This window comes from Enterobacter sp. B79-1, assembly GCF_057444735.1.
The window spans coordinates 22,006-38,049 of the sequence record NZ_JBYAZJ010000012.1 but is presented as its reverse complement, the minus strand read 5'-3'; the positions used below and the strand labels follow the sequence as shown (position 1 = coordinate 38,049).

Annotated in this window: 14 protein-coding genes; 6 read left to right on the top strand and 8 right to left on the bottom strand. The window is 55.8% G+C overall.

All coding sequences use genetic code 11. The features are described from left to right. The first annotated feature begins 2 nt into the window (after window positions 1–2). Window positions 3–863 (top strand): L-ribulose-5-phosphate 3-epimerase, encoded by an 861-nt coding sequence (locus tag AC2T6E_RS21995; protein WP_010436719.1) that lies wholly within the window; start codon window positions 3–5, stop codon window positions 861–863. After that, window positions 857–1,552 (top strand): L-ribulose-5-phosphate 4-epimerase, encoded by a 696-nt coding sequence (araD, locus tag AC2T6E_RS21990; RefSeq protein WP_337257214.1) that lies wholly within the window; start codon window positions 857–859, stop codon window positions 1,550–1,552. Before AC2T6E_RS21995 ends, araD begins: the two co-directional genes overlap by 7 nt. Here the strand turns inward: araD and AC2T6E_RS21985 are convergent, their stop codons facing one another. Beyond that, complete coding sequence (locus AC2T6E_RS21985; RefSeq protein WP_486693234.1) at window positions 1,553–2,362, bottom strand: helix-turn-helix domain-containing protein; 810 nt, start codon at window positions 2,360–2,362, stop codon at window positions 1,553–1,555. It abuts the gene before it with no gap. 225 nt (window positions 2,363–2,587) lie between these two features. Between AC2T6E_RS21985 and AC2T6E_RS21980 the strand changes: the two genes are divergently transcribed. Next, on the top strand, window positions 2,588–3,988 hold the full coding sequence (locus tag AC2T6E_RS21980; RefSeq protein ID WP_486693233.1) for an MFS transporter: 1,401 nt from the start codon (window positions 2,588–2,590) through the stop codon (window positions 3,986–3,988). 10 nt (window positions 3,989–3,998) lie between these two features. Next, window positions 3,999–5,948 (top strand): glycoside hydrolase family 127 protein, encoded by a 1,950-nt coding sequence (locus AC2T6E_RS21975; protein WP_486693245.1) that lies wholly within the window; start codon window positions 3,999–4,001, stop codon window positions 5,946–5,948. Window positions 5,949–6,056: 108 nt separating this feature from the next. Here the strand turns inward: AC2T6E_RS21975 and AC2T6E_RS21970 are convergent, their stop codons facing one another. Continuing rightward, a complete protein-coding gene (locus AC2T6E_RS21970; RefSeq protein ID WP_316468614.1) occupies window positions 6,057–6,797 on the bottom strand; it encodes a MipA/OmpV family protein in 741 nt (246 codons plus the stop codon). Window positions 6,798–6,914: 117 nt separating this feature from the next. Here AC2T6E_RS21970 and AC2T6E_RS21965 point away from each other — a divergent pair, with 117 nt between their 5' ends. Beyond that, a complete protein-coding gene (locus tag AC2T6E_RS21965; RefSeq protein WP_010436707.1) occupies window positions 6,915–7,880 on the top strand; it encodes a LysR family transcriptional regulator in 966 nt (321 codons plus the stop codon). On the opposite strand, the gene exaC is transcribed toward AC2T6E_RS21965, so the two are convergent. Beyond that, on the bottom strand, window positions 7,877–9,415 hold the full coding sequence (gene exaC / locus AC2T6E_RS21960; protein ID WP_486693232.1) for an acetaldehyde dehydrogenase ExaC: 1,539 nt from the start codon (window positions 9,413–9,415) through the stop codon (window positions 7,877–7,879). The two genes, AC2T6E_RS21965 and exaC, sit on opposite strands and share 4 nt — an antisense overlap. A 165-nt stretch (window positions 9,416–9,580) precedes the next feature. Between exaC and AC2T6E_RS21955 the strand changes: the two genes are divergently transcribed. Further along, entirely contained in the window at window positions 9,581–10,465 is an 885-nt protein-coding gene (locus AC2T6E_RS21955; RefSeq protein ID WP_316468611.1) for an ROK family protein, read from the top strand. 3 nt (window positions 10,466–10,468) lie between these two features. Here AC2T6E_RS21955 and selB read toward each other — a convergent pair whose 3' ends face one another. The 5 genes from selB to AC2T6E_RS21930 form a co-directional block, all read right to left on the bottom strand. Next, on the bottom strand, window positions 10,469–12,307 hold the full coding sequence (gene selB / locus AC2T6E_RS21950; protein WP_486693231.1) for a selenocysteine-specific translation elongation factor: 1,839 nt from the start codon (window positions 12,305–12,307) through the stop codon (window positions 10,469–10,471). Further along, window positions 12,304–13,689: an L-seryl-tRNA(Sec) selenium transferase gene (gene selA, locus AC2T6E_RS21945; RefSeq protein WP_108418122.1), complete on the bottom strand. Its 1,386-nt coding sequence runs from the start codon at window positions 13,687–13,689 to the stop codon at window positions 12,304–12,306. Before selA ends, selB begins: the two co-directional genes overlap by 4 nt. A gap of 102 nt (window positions 13,690–13,791) precedes the next feature. Further along, window positions 13,792–14,400 (bottom strand): glutathione S-transferase, encoded by a 609-nt coding sequence (locus AC2T6E_RS21940; RefSeq protein ID WP_174339963.1) that lies wholly within the window; start codon window positions 14,398–14,400, stop codon window positions 13,792–13,794. Window positions 14,401–14,491: 91 nt separating this feature from the next. After that, window positions 14,492–15,628: an HlyD family secretion protein gene (locus AC2T6E_RS21935; protein WP_126817128.1), complete on the bottom strand. Its 1,137-nt coding sequence runs from the start codon at window positions 15,626–15,628 to the stop codon at window positions 14,492–14,494. 2 nt (window positions 15,629–15,630) lie between these two features. After that, window positions 15,631–15,987 carry a DUF3302 domain-containing protein gene (locus tag AC2T6E_RS21930; protein WP_108418119.1) on the bottom strand — a complete coding sequence of 119 codons (357 nt, stop codon included), beginning with the start codon at window positions 15,985–15,987 and terminating at the stop codon, window positions 15,631–15,633. Between the last annotated feature and the right edge of the window lie 57 nt (window positions 15,988–16,044).

The window sequence follows — 16,044 nt, the reverse complement described above, 5'->3', positions numbered from 1 at the left end:
CCATGCGTCAACATCCGTTAGGTATTTACGAAAAAGCGCTGTCGAAAGATCTCTCCTGGCCGGAACGCCTGGTGCTGGCGAAAAGCTGCGGGTTCGATTTTGTTGAGATGTCAGTCGACGAGACCGACGAGCGTTTGTCACGCCTCGAGTGGAGCACCACGCAGCGCGCTTCGCTGGTTGAAGCGATGCTGGAAACCGGCGTGGCGATCCCGTCGATGTGTCTTTCTGCCCACCGCCGTTTTCCCTTTGGCAGCCGGGATGAAACCGTGCGCCAACGCGCCCGTGAGATCATGACCAAAGCCATCAGGCTGGCGCGTGACTTAGGCATTCGCACCATCCAGCTTGCGGGTTATGACGTTTATTACGAAGAGCATGATGAAGGCACGCAGCAGCGCTTTGCCGAAGGGCTGGCGTGGGCCGTCGAGCAGGCCGCCGCCGCGCAGGTGATGCTGGCGGTGGAGATCATGGACACTGCGTTTATGAACTCCATCAGCAAGTGGAAAAAGTGGGACGACATGCTCGCCTCGCCGTGGTTCAGCGTTTACCCGGATGTCGGCAACCTGAGCGCGTGGGGCAACGACGTCACCGCCGAGCTGACGCTGGGCATTGACCGCATTGCGGCAATTCACCTGAAAGACACCCAGCCCGTCACCGCACAAAGTCCCGGACAGTTCCGCGACGTGCCGTTTGGAGAAGGCTGCGTCGATTTCGTTGGCGTGTTTAACACGCTGAATAAGCTGAACTATCGCGGCGCGTTTCTGATTGAAATGTGGACTGAAAAAGCAAAAGAGCCGGTGCTGGAAATCATCCAGGCGCGCCGCTGGATTGAAGCCCGTATGCAGGAAGGAGGCATGACATGTTAGAACAACTCAAAGCCGAGGTGCTGGCGGCAAACCTGGCGCTGCCCGCCCACCAGCTGGTGACCTTCACCTGGGGCAACGTCAGCGCGGTGGATCGCGAAAGCGGCCTGATGGTGATCAAGCCGTCCGGCGTGGAGTACGACGTTATGACGGCGAAGGATATGGTGGTGGTGAATATCGCCACCGGCCAGGTGGTTGAAGGCAGCAAAAAGCCCTCTTCAGACACGCCGACCCACCTCGCGCTGTACCGCCGTTACCCGGAGATTGGCGGCATCGTGCATACCCACTCCCGCCACGCTACCATCTGGTCGCAGGCGGGTCAGGATTTACCGGCGTGGGGCACCACGCACGCAGACTATTTCTACGGGGCGATCCCCTGCACGCGACGGATGACCACGGCTGAAATCGCGGGCGAGTACGAATACCAGACGGGTGAAGTGATCATTAATACCTTCGAGGAGCGCGACTTAAGCCCGATGCAGATCCCGGCAGTATTGGTGCACTCCCACGGTCCGTTCGCCTGGGGCAAAGACGCTGCCGATGCGGTCCACAATGCCGTGGTACTGGAAGAGTGCGCCTATATGGGCCTGTTCTCACGCCAGCTTGCGCCGCAGTTACCGGTTATGCAGCAGGAATTGCTCGACAAGCACTATCTGCGCAAGCACGGGGTGAATGCCTATTACGGCCAGTGATCAGCCGGAATTGATATGCTCTTTACAGTACCGCCGTTTCCAGACGGCGGGGGTTAATCCCGTATGTTTTGAAAATATCTGCCGAAAATAGCCCACGTCATTAAAGCCGCAGCGGGTTGCCACTTCGGTGAGGGAGGCAGAGCCATCCAGCAACAGCTTTTCCGCTGCCCTGACGCGCTGGCGATGTATCGCCTCCGTCAGGGTTAAATGGAAAGTCCGGCGAAATACGCGCCCGAGATAATCGGGATTGCAGTGCAACGCTTTTGCCAGTTGCGACGTCGAAAGGGGCAAATGAAACTGCGTGCGAATAAGCTGCTTCGCCTTCCACGCCATCGCCGCACCGGCTTCATCAGCATTATCTTCATATCCTGATGAAATGGAAATTTGCTGCAAAATCAGTAAAAAAATGATTTCCAGCGCCACGCTTCGCTGTAATTTCTCCTGCTCACTCAGGAACTGGCGAAAAAGGGAAATCACATACTGTGCATCCCTCACTCGGCAATGTTGCTCTATTACCAAATTTGGCAACCGGGGCGGGTGATGCTCAACCTCAAAATGCAGCCAGTAAAATTTAAGATCGGCCGGAAAGTCGCCCACGCCCACATGGCGTCGGTCTGGCCAAAGCAGCAAACTCTCTCCTGCTTTTACCTCAAATAACGTGCTTTCTTCCTGAATCGTTAATGTCCCTTTTTCGACAAAAATAATCTCCCACGACGTTAATTTACGCGCAGGATGGCGGCCCACGCCCCGGGAGATAAATAACCCACCATTTTGGACCTTAATCGGAAGCGCTATGGATAATTCAAGCATGGATATTCACCATTCCGCTTTTATTGCCGTTGATATTCAACTTACGCTTTGATTATTAATCAATATTCGAATAACTGTCCGATCGGAATCACATTTTTATCATCAGGTCGGAATCGTCATCTTTTTATACTTTTCCCTTCCCTTGTTGGCCTTTCCGTTCGGTGCAGAATAAATGAGTACCTTGCACAAATACGATAATAAATTCGATTACTGAGGAGTTACTTCATGACTTCCACACCGATTACAGAATCAGACGTGACACAAGGGGCAACAGATAGCCACTTGTCCGTCCGCGAAAAAATTGGCTACGGCCTGGGTGATGCGGGCGGGACGGTGATTACCTGCCTGATAATGAATTTTCTGACCTTCTTCTATACCGATATTTTTGGTCTGACGCCTGCGCTCGTTGGCACGCTCTTTATTGCCTTGCGCGTATTTGACGCCATTTCCGATCCGGTTATGGGCATTATTGCCGACCGCACGCAAAGCCGCTGGGGACGTTTTCGCCCGTGGCAGCTGTGGGTCGCCTTCCCGATCGGGATTATCGGCGTACTGACGTTCACCGTTCCGGAAGCCAGCATGGGGGTGAAAATCGCGTGGGCGTTCGGCACCTATCTGATGCTGTCTGTTGGCTATACCGCCATCAACGTTCCCTACTGCGCGCTGATCAACACCATGACGACCCGTCACAATGAGGTGATCTCCTGCCAGTCATGGCGCTTTGTACTCTGCGGCGTTGCGGGCTTCCTGGTCTCGGTCGGTCTGCCGTGGCTGGTCGCGGAGCTGGGCCAGGGCAATGCCGCAAAAGGTTACCAGCTTGGCGTTGGGGTGCTGTGCGCTGTCGCCGTAGTGATGTTCCTGTGCTGCTTCTTCTGGGTACGCGAGCGCGTCCCGCTGGCGCTGATGGGCAAATTCACCCTGCGTGAGCATCTGGCCGGTTTGCGTAAAAACGATCAGCTGCTGCTGATGCTGGTGATGTCGTTCCTGCTGATCAATGTCTTCAATATTCGCGGCGGCGGATACATGTACTTCATCACCTACGTGCTTCAGGGCAGCACCGCGTACACCTCGCTGTTTTTCACCATGGTGACCTTTGCCGCCATTCTTGGCGCGGTGATTGTCAGCCCGCTGTCGCGCCGTATTGATACCGTCAAACTCTACTACTACACCAACCTGGTCCTCGCAGCGCTCGCGGTGGGAATGTGGTTCCTGCCGGGTGGCCCGGCGCACCAGACGCTTTGGCTGGTCGTGATTTTGAGTAACGGCGTGATCCTGGGCTTCACCCTGCCGCTGCACTTCTCGCTGATGGCGTTTGCCGACGACTATGGCGAGTGGAAAACCGGCGTGCGTTCGTCGGGGATGAACTTCGCCTTCAACCTGTTTTTCATCAAGCTCGCGTGGGCGTCCAGCGCCGGGATCATCAGCCTGGTGTTTATCGCCGTCGCCTACCAGCCAGGCGCGGGCAATCAGACGCCTGCTTCGCTGCAGGGCATCACCGCCATGGAGACGCTGCTGCCTGCCCTTTTTCATCTGCTGCTGGCCGTCTCTATCCGCTGGTGCAGACTCAACAACCCTATGATGTCGCGCATTGCAACCGACCTGCGCCAGCGTCACATACCCTCTTGAGGAGAACATGATGTCCATTATGGAAGCCGACCTGCATAAACTGAAAATTAACGACCCGTTTCTCGGGCAGTATCAACGGCTGGTGCGTGAGGTGGTGATCCCCTACCAGTGGGATGCGCTAAACGATCGCGTGACGGAAGCCGAACCCAGCCACGCCATCACCAACTTCCGCATAGCGGCGGGCCTGGAGCAAGGCGATTTCTACGGCATGGTATTTCAGGACAGCGACGTCGCGAAATGGCTCGAAGCCGTGGCGTGGTCGCTGTGCCAGAAACCGGATGCTGAACTGGAAAAAACCGCCGACGAGGTGATTGCGCTGGTCGCGGCGGCGCAATGTGACGATGGCTATCTCAACACGTACTTTACGGTGAAAGCGCCCAACGAGCGCTGGACGAATCTGGCCGAATGTCACGAGCTGTACTGCGCCGGACATATGATTGAAGCGGGCGTGGCGTATTTCCAGGGCACAGGGAAACGCCATCTGCTGGATGTTGTCTGCAGACTAGCGGACCATATTGACAGCGTGTTTGGCCCCGGCGAAAACCAGCTACACGGTTATCCCGGTCACCCGGAAATTGAGCTGGCGCTGATGAGGCTTTACGACATCACGCAGGAGCCCCGCTATCTCACGCTGGTGAAATATTTCATCGAGCAACGCGGTGTTCAGCCTCACTTTTATGATATCGAATACGAGAGACGCGGCAGAACGTCCTACTGGAACACCTATGGTCCGGCCTGGATGGTCAAGGACAAAGCCTACAGCCAGGCGCATCAGCCGCTTTCTGAACAACAAACGGCCATCGGCCACGCGGTGCGTTTTGTCTACCTGATGGCGGGCATGGCGCATCTGGCGCGCCTGAGCCATGACGAGGGTAAACGGCAGGACTGTCTGCGGCTGTGGAAAAATATGGCACAGCGCCAGCTGTACATTACCGGTGGAATCGGCTCGCAAAGCAGCGGCGAGGCATTCAGCAGCGATTACGATCTGCCCAACGATACGGTGTATGCCGAAAGCTGTGCCTCCATCGGTCTGATGATGTTTGCCCGAAGGATGCTGGAGATGGAGGCCGACGGCCACTACGCCGACGTGATGGAGCGCGCGTTATACAACACGGTACTGGGCGGAATGGCGCTGGACGGTAAGCATTTCTTTTATGTGAATCCGCTGGAAGTGCACCCGAAAACCCTGGCGTTCAACCATATCTACGATCACGTGAAACCCGTCCGCCAACGCTGGTTTGGCTGCGCCTGTTGCCCGCCGAATATCGCCCGCGTGCTGACCTCGCTGGGGCACTACATTTATACCGTCCGCCAGGATGCGCTTTTTATTAACCTTTACGTGGGCAACGATGTCGCCATACCGGTTGACGACGAAACCCTGGCGCTGCGAATTAGCGGTAACTATCCGTGGCATGAACAGGTAAAAATCGACATTACCTCGCCTGCTCCCGTCACGCATACGCTCGCCCTGCGGCTGCCGGACTGGTGCACCTCGCCTGACGTTTTATTAAATGGTGAAGCGGTAACGGGCGAGATCTCCCGTGGATACCTTTATCTGACCCGCAGCTGGCAGGAGGGTGACGTTATTAAGCTAACGTTACCTATGCCGGTTCGCCGAGTGTATGGCAACCCACAGGTCCGCCAGCAGGCGGGGAAAGTCGCCCTGCAGCGCGGACCGCTGGTTTACTGCCTGGAAGAGGCCGATAACGGTGCCAATCTTCATCACCTTTCTCTGCCTGAAAACAGCGAGTTCAGGGTCTTTGAAGGGAAAGGAATTTTCGCGCACAAGATGCTGATTCAGGCAGAGGGGATCGGGTGTCACGTGAAGGACACGGATGCGCTGTGGCAGTACGACCGCTCGCCGGTGCAACGTCAGCCCCAGACGCTGACCTTTATTCCCTGGTTTAGCTGGGCTAACCGGGGAGAAGGGGAAATGCGGATATGGGTGGATGAAGCATAATTAACTGCGGTTAGCTGCCCGGTGGCGGCTTCGCCTTACCGGGCCTACGATGTGCCCCATGCCCCACGTAGGCCGGGTAAGGCAGAGCCGCCACCCGGCTTTAGGCTATCAGAAACGCCAGGTCAGGCCGGTCATCAGCGCGAAGCTGTCGTCGCGGTCAATCATCGGACTGTTCTTCACGTCGTCAGGCAACACGGTGTAGACCGCGCTGGCATTCAGGTACAGGTTCTGGGTTAATTGATATTTTGCCGCCAGGCCAACGTATGGCGTCCAGGTGTCGCCTGCGGTGTATTCATCCAGACCTGAGCGGCGAGACTCGCTGCCGGACACGCCGTAGTAGTAGTCGTTATAGCTTTCATCGCTGTAGAAAATGCCCACAGAAGGCGTCAGCGTCAGGCGTTCCATGCGGATTGGGTAGAAGTAAGAAATTTCACCCGCCACGCCGCCGCTTTCATCCATCGCGTCACCGGAAACGGCAAATTTCAGGGAACCCCATTTTTCATGGCGGTAGTACGCGCCGCCGAGGAATGCCGAAGCTTTACGCTCATCAAGATGCTTCATCTGATGATCGTCATTGTCATCCGGGTCGAAATGCAGCGGCATCCAGGATGCGGTCAGGCTGAATTCATTCTTACTGTCTTTCCACAGGATCCATCCTCCCGTGGTTTGACGCACATAGAAGTTATCGCCTTCGTAGCTAATTAACGGTACAGCGGTGGTATTTTCGTTATACCCTTTGTAAGGCGACTCGTTAAATACCGCCCCCGCCCCTAGTGAAAAGTCGCCAGCCATTACCGATGATGTCGAAAATAATGCGGCAGCGATGAGTAAATTATATTTAACAGTCATTCTATACAATCCATTTAAACGCCGAACAAGCGAGGCGCATAATAATGGTTACAAATTTGCCAAAGCAACGCTGCCGTTTATATAATACTATATATAAAATCATATAGATGGGCGTGCATGATGAATAGCTTGCAGTTGAAACCGCGTGAATTAAAAATTATTTCCGTCATCGCCGCCACCCACAGTATTGGTGATGCCGCTGCCCTGCTGGGGATGGCGCAGGCCAATGTCAGCAAATATTTGTCCGATTTTGAAACCCGCGTTGGACTCAAGGTGTTTGAACGTACAACACGCCAGCTGGCGCTGACGCAATTCGGTGAGGCGTTGCTGCCTTATGTGAATGCCACACTGGATAAAAATAGCCAACTTATTAATTTTATTGCCGATTATAAACATGAAAAACGCGGCAAAGTGACGATTTACGCCCCGACAGGTATCGTGACCTATCTGGCGCGTCATGTGATCCATAAGATTGAAGAGATTGGTGATATTCGCCTGTCGTTAAAAACCTATAACCTCGATCGGAACGAGTTTTCCGACGGTGTGACGTTTCCAGACGATTGCGACATTCTCATTACTTACGCCCAGCCAAAAGATGAAAACCTGGTCGCCAGCGTGCTGACAAAATATTCCGTCACCGCATTTGCCAGCAAAGAGTATTTAACTAAACACCCCATTAAAGGGCCGGAAGACTTAATAAATCATTCGTGTATATTAATAGACTCGATGTTAGTAGATGATGCCAACATCTGGCGCTTCCGCGTACACGGCAGTGAAGAGGCGCAAGACTATAAAGTGACCGGAAATTATATTTGTGATAATACGCAGACGGCGCTTGAACTGGCTCGAAATAATCTTGGTATTGTCTTCGCGCCAAAAGAAAGTCTAAAAAAAGAACTGACGCATGGCATGCTGGTCCCCTGTTTCCCACATCAGGAAGAGTGGTGGCTCGATCTGACAGCAATATTCCGCAAGCGCGAATATCAACCCTGGCGCGTACAATATGTTCTGGACGGTGTACTGAACTGCCTGCGCCAGCAAATCAACCAGGCCGTCCAGGGACGGCCTGATTTAGGCACCTAAAACAGGCCCAGCGGTTTATCGGAATAGCTGACCAGCAGACATTTAGTTTGCTGGTAATGTTCCAGCATCATTTTGTGGGTTTCTCGCCCAATACCCGACTGCTTGTAACCACCAAATGCCGCATGCGCCGGATAGGCGTGATAGCAGTTGGTCCAAACGCGTCCGGCCTGAATACCGCGCCCCATTTTGTAAGCCAGATTTCCGTTACGGCTCCAGACGCCCGCCCCCAGGCCATACGGCGTATCGTTAGCAATCTCCAGCGCCTCCTCCATGGTTTTGAAGGTCGTTACGGCCAGCACAGGTCCGAAAATTTCCTCCTGGAAGACGCGCATGTTGTTTTGACCGGACAGGATGGTCGGTTCAAGGTAGTAACCCTCCTGCAGATCCCCCCCCAGCACCTTGCGGCGGCCACCGGTCAGGATCTCTGCGCCCTCTTTTTTACCTATATCGATGTAATTAAGAATGGTTTCCAGCTGTCCGTGCGAGACCTGCGCGCCCATCTGCGTGACGTTATCGAGCGGGTTACCGCTACGAATCGACTCCACGCGACGGATTGTCCGCTCCATAAAGCGCTCATAAATGGACTCCTGCACCAGCGCGCGGCTTGGACAGGTACACACTTCCCCCTGGTTGAAGGCAAACAGCGCAAATCCTTCCAGCGCTTTATCAAAGAACGCATCCTCTTCATCCATAACGTCAGCGAAGAAGATGTTCGGTGATTTTCCGCCCAGCTCCAGCGTCACCGGGATGATGTTCTGGGTCGCATACTGCATGATTTGCTGGCCCACTTCCGTCGACCCGGTAAACGCCACCTTAGCGATGCGTTTTGAGGTGGCGAGATATTCCCCAATCTCGCCCCCGGCGCCGTTGACGACGTTAATGACGCCTGGCGGCAGCAGGTCTCCAATCACCTCCATCAACAGCAGCACCGACAACGGGGTTAAACGCGCCGGTTTGAGCACGATGCAGTTCCCGGCCGCCAGCGCGGGCGCCATTTTCCAGCTCGCCATCAGCAGCGGGAAGTTCCACGGGATGATTTGCCCCACCACGCCCAGCGGCTCGTGGAAATGGTACGCCACGGTGTCTTTATCAACTTCACTTATTCCCCCCTCCTGAGCACGAATACAGGAGGCAAAATAACGGAAATGGTCAATCGCCAGCGGCACATCTGCCGCCATGGTTTCACGGATCGGTTTGCCGTTGTCCCAGGTTTCAGCCGTGGCTAACAGCTCCAGATTCTGCTCCATCCGGTCGGCGATTTTGAACAACATCGCGGCTCTGTCCTGAACGGAAGTCTGCCCCCATTTATCTTTAGCTCTGTGCGCAGCATCCAGCGCCAGGTCGATATCGCGCTTGCCGGAACTGGCTATCTCGCACAGCGGCTGGCCAGTGACGGGCGTGAGGTTGGAATAGTATTCACCGTCGACGGGCGCCACCCAGTCGCCGCCAATAAAGTTGTCATAACGGGGCTTCAGCTTGAGGGGAAAACCATACTCGCCAGGCTGGATACGTGATGAGGGAGGATTGTTTGTCATGACCGTCTCCTTGCTGTTGGTGTACAACAAGGGTAGCTCCCGTTGGCGATTTTCTCGCCAACCGGTGACGGGTTTACGAGGCGTATCACGGATTACCGTACTTTACGTTTCGTTTCTGCCGCTGAGCCATACTTAACAGCTCAAGGGCTCATGAGGAACGATGCGATGCAGCTATTTATCGGCTTTGACGTGGGCGGAACCCACATCAAACACGGCGTGATTGATGAAAACGGCAAGGAACTCACGTCCGATGAGTACGATACCCCTGAGGATGCAAACACATTCAAAGAGAACTGGAAAAGCGTTGTCGAAGAGTACCGGAAGGAAAATGACATTGTCGGTATCGGCGTCAGTTTTCCCGGCCATATTAACCACCATACCGGCGAAGCGGCAAAAGCGGGGGCACTTGAGTATCTTGATGGTGAAAACCTGTGCGAGCTGTTTGCCGGGCTGACCGATCTTCCCGTTACCGTGGAAAATGACGCCAACTGTGCGGCACTGGGCGAACGCTGGCAGGGCGCAGGTAAGGACTATGAACATTTCGTCTGCATCACCATCGGCACGGGCATTGGCGGCGGGATTGTGATGGAAGGCGATCTCTATCGCGGGTCGCATTACCGTGCGGGTGAATTTGGCGTGCTGCCCGTAGGGGACAAGGGCGAACCGATGCATGAGGTGGCCTCTGCCAGTGGCCTGATGAAAGCCTGCAGCCGTGCGCTGGCGCTGTCGGAAGACGAAATGCCCCACGGGGAAGAGCTGTTTAAACGTATGGAAAGTGACGTGCATCTGCGCGAAGCCATTGAAGCCTGGGCGCATTTTCTGTCGCGCGGCGTTTACAGCGTGATCTCGATGTTCGATCCCCAGGCAGTGCTGATTGGCGGCGGGATAAGCGAGCAGGAAAAAATTTATCTCCTGCTCGATAAGTACCTACAGCGATTCGAGGAGTGGGAGGCGCTTAAGGTGCCCATTCTGCCCTGTGAACTGGGTAACCAGGCAGGACGACTGGGCGCGGTATGGCTGGCGAAGCAGAAACTCGCTCGTCATGCGTAACGCTTAAGGGAACAGCTGCGCGTCGCGAAGCAGATGGTCATTACCCCGACGGCGCGTAAACCCAATACGGTTGAAATATTCCAGGATCTGAATCGCCAGCTTGCGACCCACGTTCAGCTGGTCACGGAAATCTGCCGCACAGGTAGATCCGCGAGCCTGATCCAACTCGCGGATCAGATTCGCGAATGCCACGATCCGATCGTTACGGTAATAGCGATCTTTAACGATCGCCACAATCAGCCCCTGCTGTGCGGCATGACGCAATACCTGTCGCATCACCTGCTCGTCGGTATGGGTTTCACGCGCGAGATCGCGGACCCACCAGGGTTCATCGCCAAACAGCGGTGCCGTTTTTTGCCAGACCGCCTCTTGCTCGGCGGTAAAACCAGCCTTGTGATCCGGCAAATGCAGCCAGCCGTGATGGCTTTTAATCACCCCGCTTTCCCGCATGTTTTCAATCAGCAGCAGCACCAGCGCATCGTCTTCCATCGGCAATGCCATGCGTCGCAGACGTTCACGCCCCGGACCGGGTTCATCCTGATGCTGTTCATGGTAGATAGCGAGCGTACTCAGTATCTTGCGCTGCCAGTGTGCGGCAACCGGCGCGTTCAGCATGTTGTTACCGGCCTGAATAAAGCCAGGCTCCCGGGTTAACTGGCGCAACCCTTCAGCGCTCAGCTGGCGCGCCCAGGCAAAATCAGCGAGATTCACCGCCCCACGCTCCAGATGGATCCGCAGTGCGGCCTTGTCATCGCTGGCCTGCGCCAGTGCCGCCAGCCATTGCAGGTACTCTGGCTTACGCTTGCCACGACGTGGCGGATTGAGCGTCACCACGCGCGCCCCGGCCAACGTCTCCCGCGCCGAGATATCGCGCAACACCAGGCGGTCGTTATCCGCAAGCCAGAGCGGCGCATCGAACACCAGCTCGGCGAGATCGTTTTCCAGCAATGATACGCGCCCGGTAATATGGCTGGCTGCATGGTGTATATGCAGCGGCTGCCATTGGGTCAGCGGCGCATGGGTCTGGAGAGAAACAATCACCCGTCCGGAGGGCTCAGGCGGGGCGTCGGCCAGCAGCCAGTCACCACGGTTGATGGCATCTTTTTCCGCATCCCCGGCGATGTTCAGCGCAATACGCTGCCCGGCATGGGCATGCTCAGTGGGTTGATTTTGCGCATGTAACCCACGCACGCGCATTGGTTTATTCACTCCCGTCAGCCAGAGCGTATCACCTACGTTTACTTCACCGCTCAGCGCGGTGCCGGTCACCACCAGTCCCGCACCTTTTACGGTAAAGGCCCGGTCGATAGCCAGACGGAAGCGGTGATGGCTGGGGTGCTCACGTGACGTAAGCTGCTGCAAACGATCGCGAAGTTCGTCAATACCACGCCCTTCTGTCGCCACGGTGACAAACAGCGGTGCATCAGCAAAACCATATTCACGCAGGGTAGACTGTACTTCATCGCGCACCTCATCCAGGCGCGCCTCATCTACGCGATCGGCTTTCGTGAGTGCGGCGGTTAACTGCGGGTTGCCCGTCAGCTGCAGGATCGCAAGATGTTCACGCGTTTGCGCCATCACGCCATCATCGCAGGCGACCACCAGCAGGGCATGGTCAATCCCCCCCACCCCTGCGAGCATGTTGGAGAGAAATTTTTCATGTCCCGGTACATCAATGAAGCCCAGCACGCGGCCATCGGGCTGCGGCCAGTAGGCATAACCCAGATCGATGGTCATGCCGCGCTTTTTCTCTTCCGGCAGGCGATCGGCGTTAATGCCGGTAATGGCTTGCAACAGCGTAGTTTTTCCGTGGTCGACGTGACCGGCGGTGGCAATAATCATTTCAACAGCATCTCCAGAAATCGCGCTTCATCTTCAAGACAGCGTAAATCCAGCCACATTCGGCCATCGTAAATACGGCCTATCACGGGCGTTGGCAGCGCACGCCAGCGCGCCGATAGCGCCTCAAGGTGGCTACCGCGTCCATCACGCGGCGTGAAGGTCAGCGCTTCGCTCGGCAGGCGGTCTACCGGCAGCGATCCGCTGCCAATCTGCGACTGACAGGGCTCAATGCGCACGGCAAAATCGGGGTAATGCGGCGCAACCTGCGGCAACAGCAATTCAGCCTGCGCGCGAATCGAGGCGGCGTCACGGCCCAGCAGGCGCAGCGTAGGCAGGCGCTCGGCCAGCTTCTCCGGGTGCAGGTAGAGCCGCAGGGTCGCTTCCAGCGCGGCGAGCGTCATTTTATCGGCGCGTAACGCGCGCTTCAGCGGATGTTGCTGCAACTGGGCTATCAGCTCGCGCTTGCCGACGATAATCCCCGCCTGCGGCCCGCCCAGCAGTTTGTCGCCGGAGAAGCTCACCAGGCTCACGCCAGCGGCAATCATCTGCTGCGGCATGGGCTCTTTTGGCAGACCGTACTGGCTTAAATCTACCAGCGAACCGCTGCCGAGATCGGCAATCACCGGCACATTCAGCTCGCGCCCCATCGCCGCCAGTTCCGCTTCATCAACGGTTTTGGTAAAGCCTTCTATATGGTAATTGCTGGTGTGGACCTTCATCAGCAGCGCGGTATTGTCATTCACCGCCGCGCGGTAGTCTTTAGCATGCGTGCGGTTGGTCGTGCCGACTTCATGCAGCGTACAGCCCGCCTGGCGCATCACATCCGGAATGCGAAACGCTCCGCCAATCTCCACCAGCTCGCCGCGGGAAACCACCACCTCTTTGCCGCTGGCGGTCGCCGCCAGCATCAGCAGTACCGCTGCCGCGTTGTTATTTACAATGCAGGCATCTTCCGCCCCGGTCAGTTGGCATAGCAGTTCCGCCAGCGCCCGGTCGCGGTGACCGCGCCCAGCGCCGTCCAGATCGTACTCCAGCGTCACCGGCGAGCGCATAGCCTGCACCACCGCCGCGACCGCCTCTTCAGCCTGTTGCGCGCGACCCAGGTTGGTATGCAGCACGGTCCCCGTCAGGTTGATGACCGGCCGTAACGCGCTTTGCGTTTTCTCTCCCAGCCTTCTCTGCGCTTCCTCACCCCACTGCTCACACCAGGCGGGCAGCGCATTTTCAGCCTGAATATGGCGTCGGGCTTCGTCCTGAAGCTGGCGTAGCATGTCGACCGTCGCGGTATGACCGAACTGTTCCAGAGCGGTTTGAATACGCGGTTCGCGAAGCAGACGATCGGTGGCAGGAATTTGGCTATAGAGGGAATGATGAGTAGTCATAATGCGCCCGGCGAGTAAATATCTTCCCCCCTCCCGACGGGAGAGGGAGTTAACATGTGGCGGGATTGTACCGCCTCCTGGCGGGAAGTGTTATATCCCGCGTCAAGCCTTTGGCGGTTCGGTACGGGCAAAGCTCTCGCGCTGACAAAGCGTTTCCGCGAGCTTAACCAGCAACGGACGGTTGACGCACCATCCCGGGGAAACGTGGCGGAAGTTGAGATAACCGATGGCACAGACGATGGCAATGGTCGCCAGATCCACGCTATCGACCTGAATTTTTCCTTCCCGAATGAGCTGCTCGCACATATCCAGACTGCGGTTGATTTTTTCACGCTGGCGCAGCAGCTCCGTTTCCGACTGCTGTGCGGCTGGCCGTGCCTGCTCCCGCACGGAGGTTAACGCCGCATCCATGATGCCATCCGCCAGCGCTTCGATTTGCTTCATGGCCAGCGCCGCTTTTGGTTCGGCCGGCAGCATGGCTGGCGCAACGCCGAGTTGTTCGACGTATTCCGCAATTATCGGCGAATCAAACCAGCATTCACCCTCATCGGTCACCAGTGCAGGGACTTTGCCCAACGGATTGTACTGCGCAACGCCATTTTCGGCGTTGTAGGGCTGTTCATTGACGAATTCAAATTCAATCCCTTTCTCCAGCAGGAGAATCGAGATTTTACGCACGAAGGGACTGGTATAGCTGCCGATGAGTTTCATTGCCTGCTCCTGAATGCTCACAAAGAGGTCAGTATGGATCAAGCAGCGAAAAAAGGCAGGTATGCATATCGCATTCCTGCCTCGGGAGAGATTAGTGATCGAGGTAGAGGTAGTGCATCCAGCTGGTCATACGTAACAAGACCTTACGCATCACCGAGACGTGGGCGAAGTGGTCGGAATAGACCGCCACCTGGGCGTAGATACCATCAGGCAGTGCATCAACGTCCGCGTTTGGCTCCAGTTCGATCAGCGCCTGCACGCCATCGGTGCCCGGTACGACCGTCAGCGCCTGCAGCGCGCCCTGCGCCTGGTAAGACCCTCCCGGCACTACCGGCAGAACGCTGGTCAGTTTACCGGTGAACACCTGGCCCGGAAGCGCATTGAACACCACTTCCGCTTCGTCGCCCGGTTTCAAACGCAGTAACGAATTCTGGCGGAACTGCGCCACGATTTGGCGTTTCTGTTCAGGAATGAAGACCATCACCGGGCGCAGCGGCAGCGCGGCGGCGTAAGTACCCGGACGGATCAGCACCTGGGTGATATACCCATTGCTTGGCGCACGCACCACGGTCTGATCGAGGTTATAGGTCGCTTCGGCTAACTGCGCGCGCAGAGAAGCAATCTGCGACTGTTCGCCATTTACCATGCTGTCCAACTGGCTTTGAATCTGCGTTTGTTCGGCAACGGAGCCTTTCACCATCGCATCCTGTGCCAGGTAGTTCTGACGCGCGTTGTCGATATCGCTTTCAGAGAACGGATTCACCTTCGCCTGGCTGCCTTTCAGGTAGCGCTGATAATCTTTAAACAGACGATCGCGTTCAGCAGACACGCGTGTCGTATTAGCGACCGCTTCCGAGAGCTGTGCTTTCAGATTGTCGATATTGTGCGTGGCGGTCACCAGGTCTGCCTTCAGCCTGTCGACGCGTGCCTGATAGCGGCCCGGGTCCAGTTTAAATAACACTTCGCCTTTTTTAATAAGCTGGTTATTTTTATCGGTGACTTCTGTAACTATCCCCGTAACCTGCGGCGTAATCGGAATGGAAATAACCGCTTTTTGCGCCGTAAAGGTATAAGGATGGTTATAGTTCATTAATAAGATGAGGCCCGCAACAATAAATACCCCACCTAACGTGGCGGTGGCGAGCGTCCACTGATTTACCGGAATACGGAATATTTTAAAGATAGCCCACGCAAAGGCCACATAGGTCAGAATAATTAACAGATCCATGATCAGTGCTCCAGCGTGTTCTTATCAATAGCGGGTTGTGACGCGGCCAGCTTTTGTTCTAATTCTGCCACGCGCCTGGTCAACGCATCCATGCCGGGAACCTCGTCAGGCGTGGCGATATGGTTCTGCATCCCCCAACCGCGATCTTCACGGTACAGGGTCGCCCAGATCCACAGAAACGGCCAAATGGCATGGAGCGTAAACAGGCTTATCCACCCCGCCGTATGGATAGCATCGGCATGGGGATGGTTACGTTTTTTCGCCATATTATAAGGGATGTCATGAATAGCGATGATTCCGTAAAACAGAACCAGAAATACAAAAATCAATACACCCAGCGCAAAATAGTTGAGAAACATATTCTCCTCACTTAAACAACGTCAACTCATTAAATTAATAAAACAGTGTGCAGCCTA

What these genes read in the sequence shown, in the direction of transcription:
- AC2T6E_RS21955 (WP_316468611.1), top strand. Translation starts at nt 9,581, where the DNA reads ATGCAGCTATTTATCGGCTTTGACGTGGGCGGAACCCACATCAAACAC.
- AC2T6E_RS21930 (WP_108418119.1), bottom strand. Translation starts at nt 15,987, where the DNA reads ATGTTTCTCAACTATTTTGCGCTGGGTGTATTGATTTTTGTATTTCTG.
- AC2T6E_RS21940 (WP_174339963.1), bottom strand. Translation starts at nt 14,400, where the DNA reads ATGAAACTCATCGGCAGCTATACCAGTCCCTTCGTGCGTAAAATCTCG.
- AC2T6E_RS21980 (WP_486693233.1), top strand. Translation starts at nt 2,588, where the DNA reads ATGACTTCCACACCGATTACAGAATCAGACGTGACACAAGGGGCAACA.
- AC2T6E_RS21965 (WP_010436707.1), top strand. Translation starts at nt 6,915, where the DNA reads ATGATGAATAGCTTGCAGTTGAAACCGCGTGAATTAAAAATTATTTCC.
- AC2T6E_RS21975 (WP_486693245.1), top strand. Translation starts at nt 3,999, where the DNA reads ATGTCCATTATGGAAGCCGACCTGCATAAACTGAAAATTAACGACCCG.
- exaC (WP_486693232.1), bottom strand. Translation starts at nt 9,415, where the DNA reads ATGACAAACAATCCTCCCTCATCACGTATCCAGCCTGGCGAGTATGGT.
- AC2T6E_RS21995 (WP_010436719.1), top strand. Translation starts at nt 3, where the DNA reads ATGCGTCAACATCCGTTAGGTATTTACGAAAAAGCGCTGTCGAAAGAT.
- selA (WP_108418122.1), bottom strand. Translation starts at nt 13,689, where the DNA reads ATGACTACTCATCATTCCCTCTATAGCCAAATTCCTGCCACCGATCGT.
- AC2T6E_RS21985 (WP_486693234.1), bottom strand. Translation starts at nt 2,362, where the DNA reads ATGCTTGAATTATCCATAGCGCTTCCGATTAAGGTCCAAAATGGTGGG.
- AC2T6E_RS21970 (WP_316468614.1), bottom strand. Translation starts at nt 6,797, where the DNA reads ATGACTGTTAAATATAATTTACTCATCGCTGCCGCATTATTTTCGACA.
- selB (WP_486693231.1), bottom strand. Translation starts at nt 12,307, where the DNA reads ATGATTATTGCCACCGCCGGTCACGTCGACCACGGAAAAACTACGCTG.
- araD (WP_337257214.1), top strand. Translation starts at nt 857, where the DNA reads ATGTTAGAACAACTCAAAGCCGAGGTGCTGGCGGCAAACCTGGCGCTG.
- AC2T6E_RS21935 (WP_126817128.1), bottom strand. Translation starts at nt 15,628, where the DNA reads ATGGATCTGTTAATTATTCTGACCTATGTGGCCTTTGCGTGGGCTATC.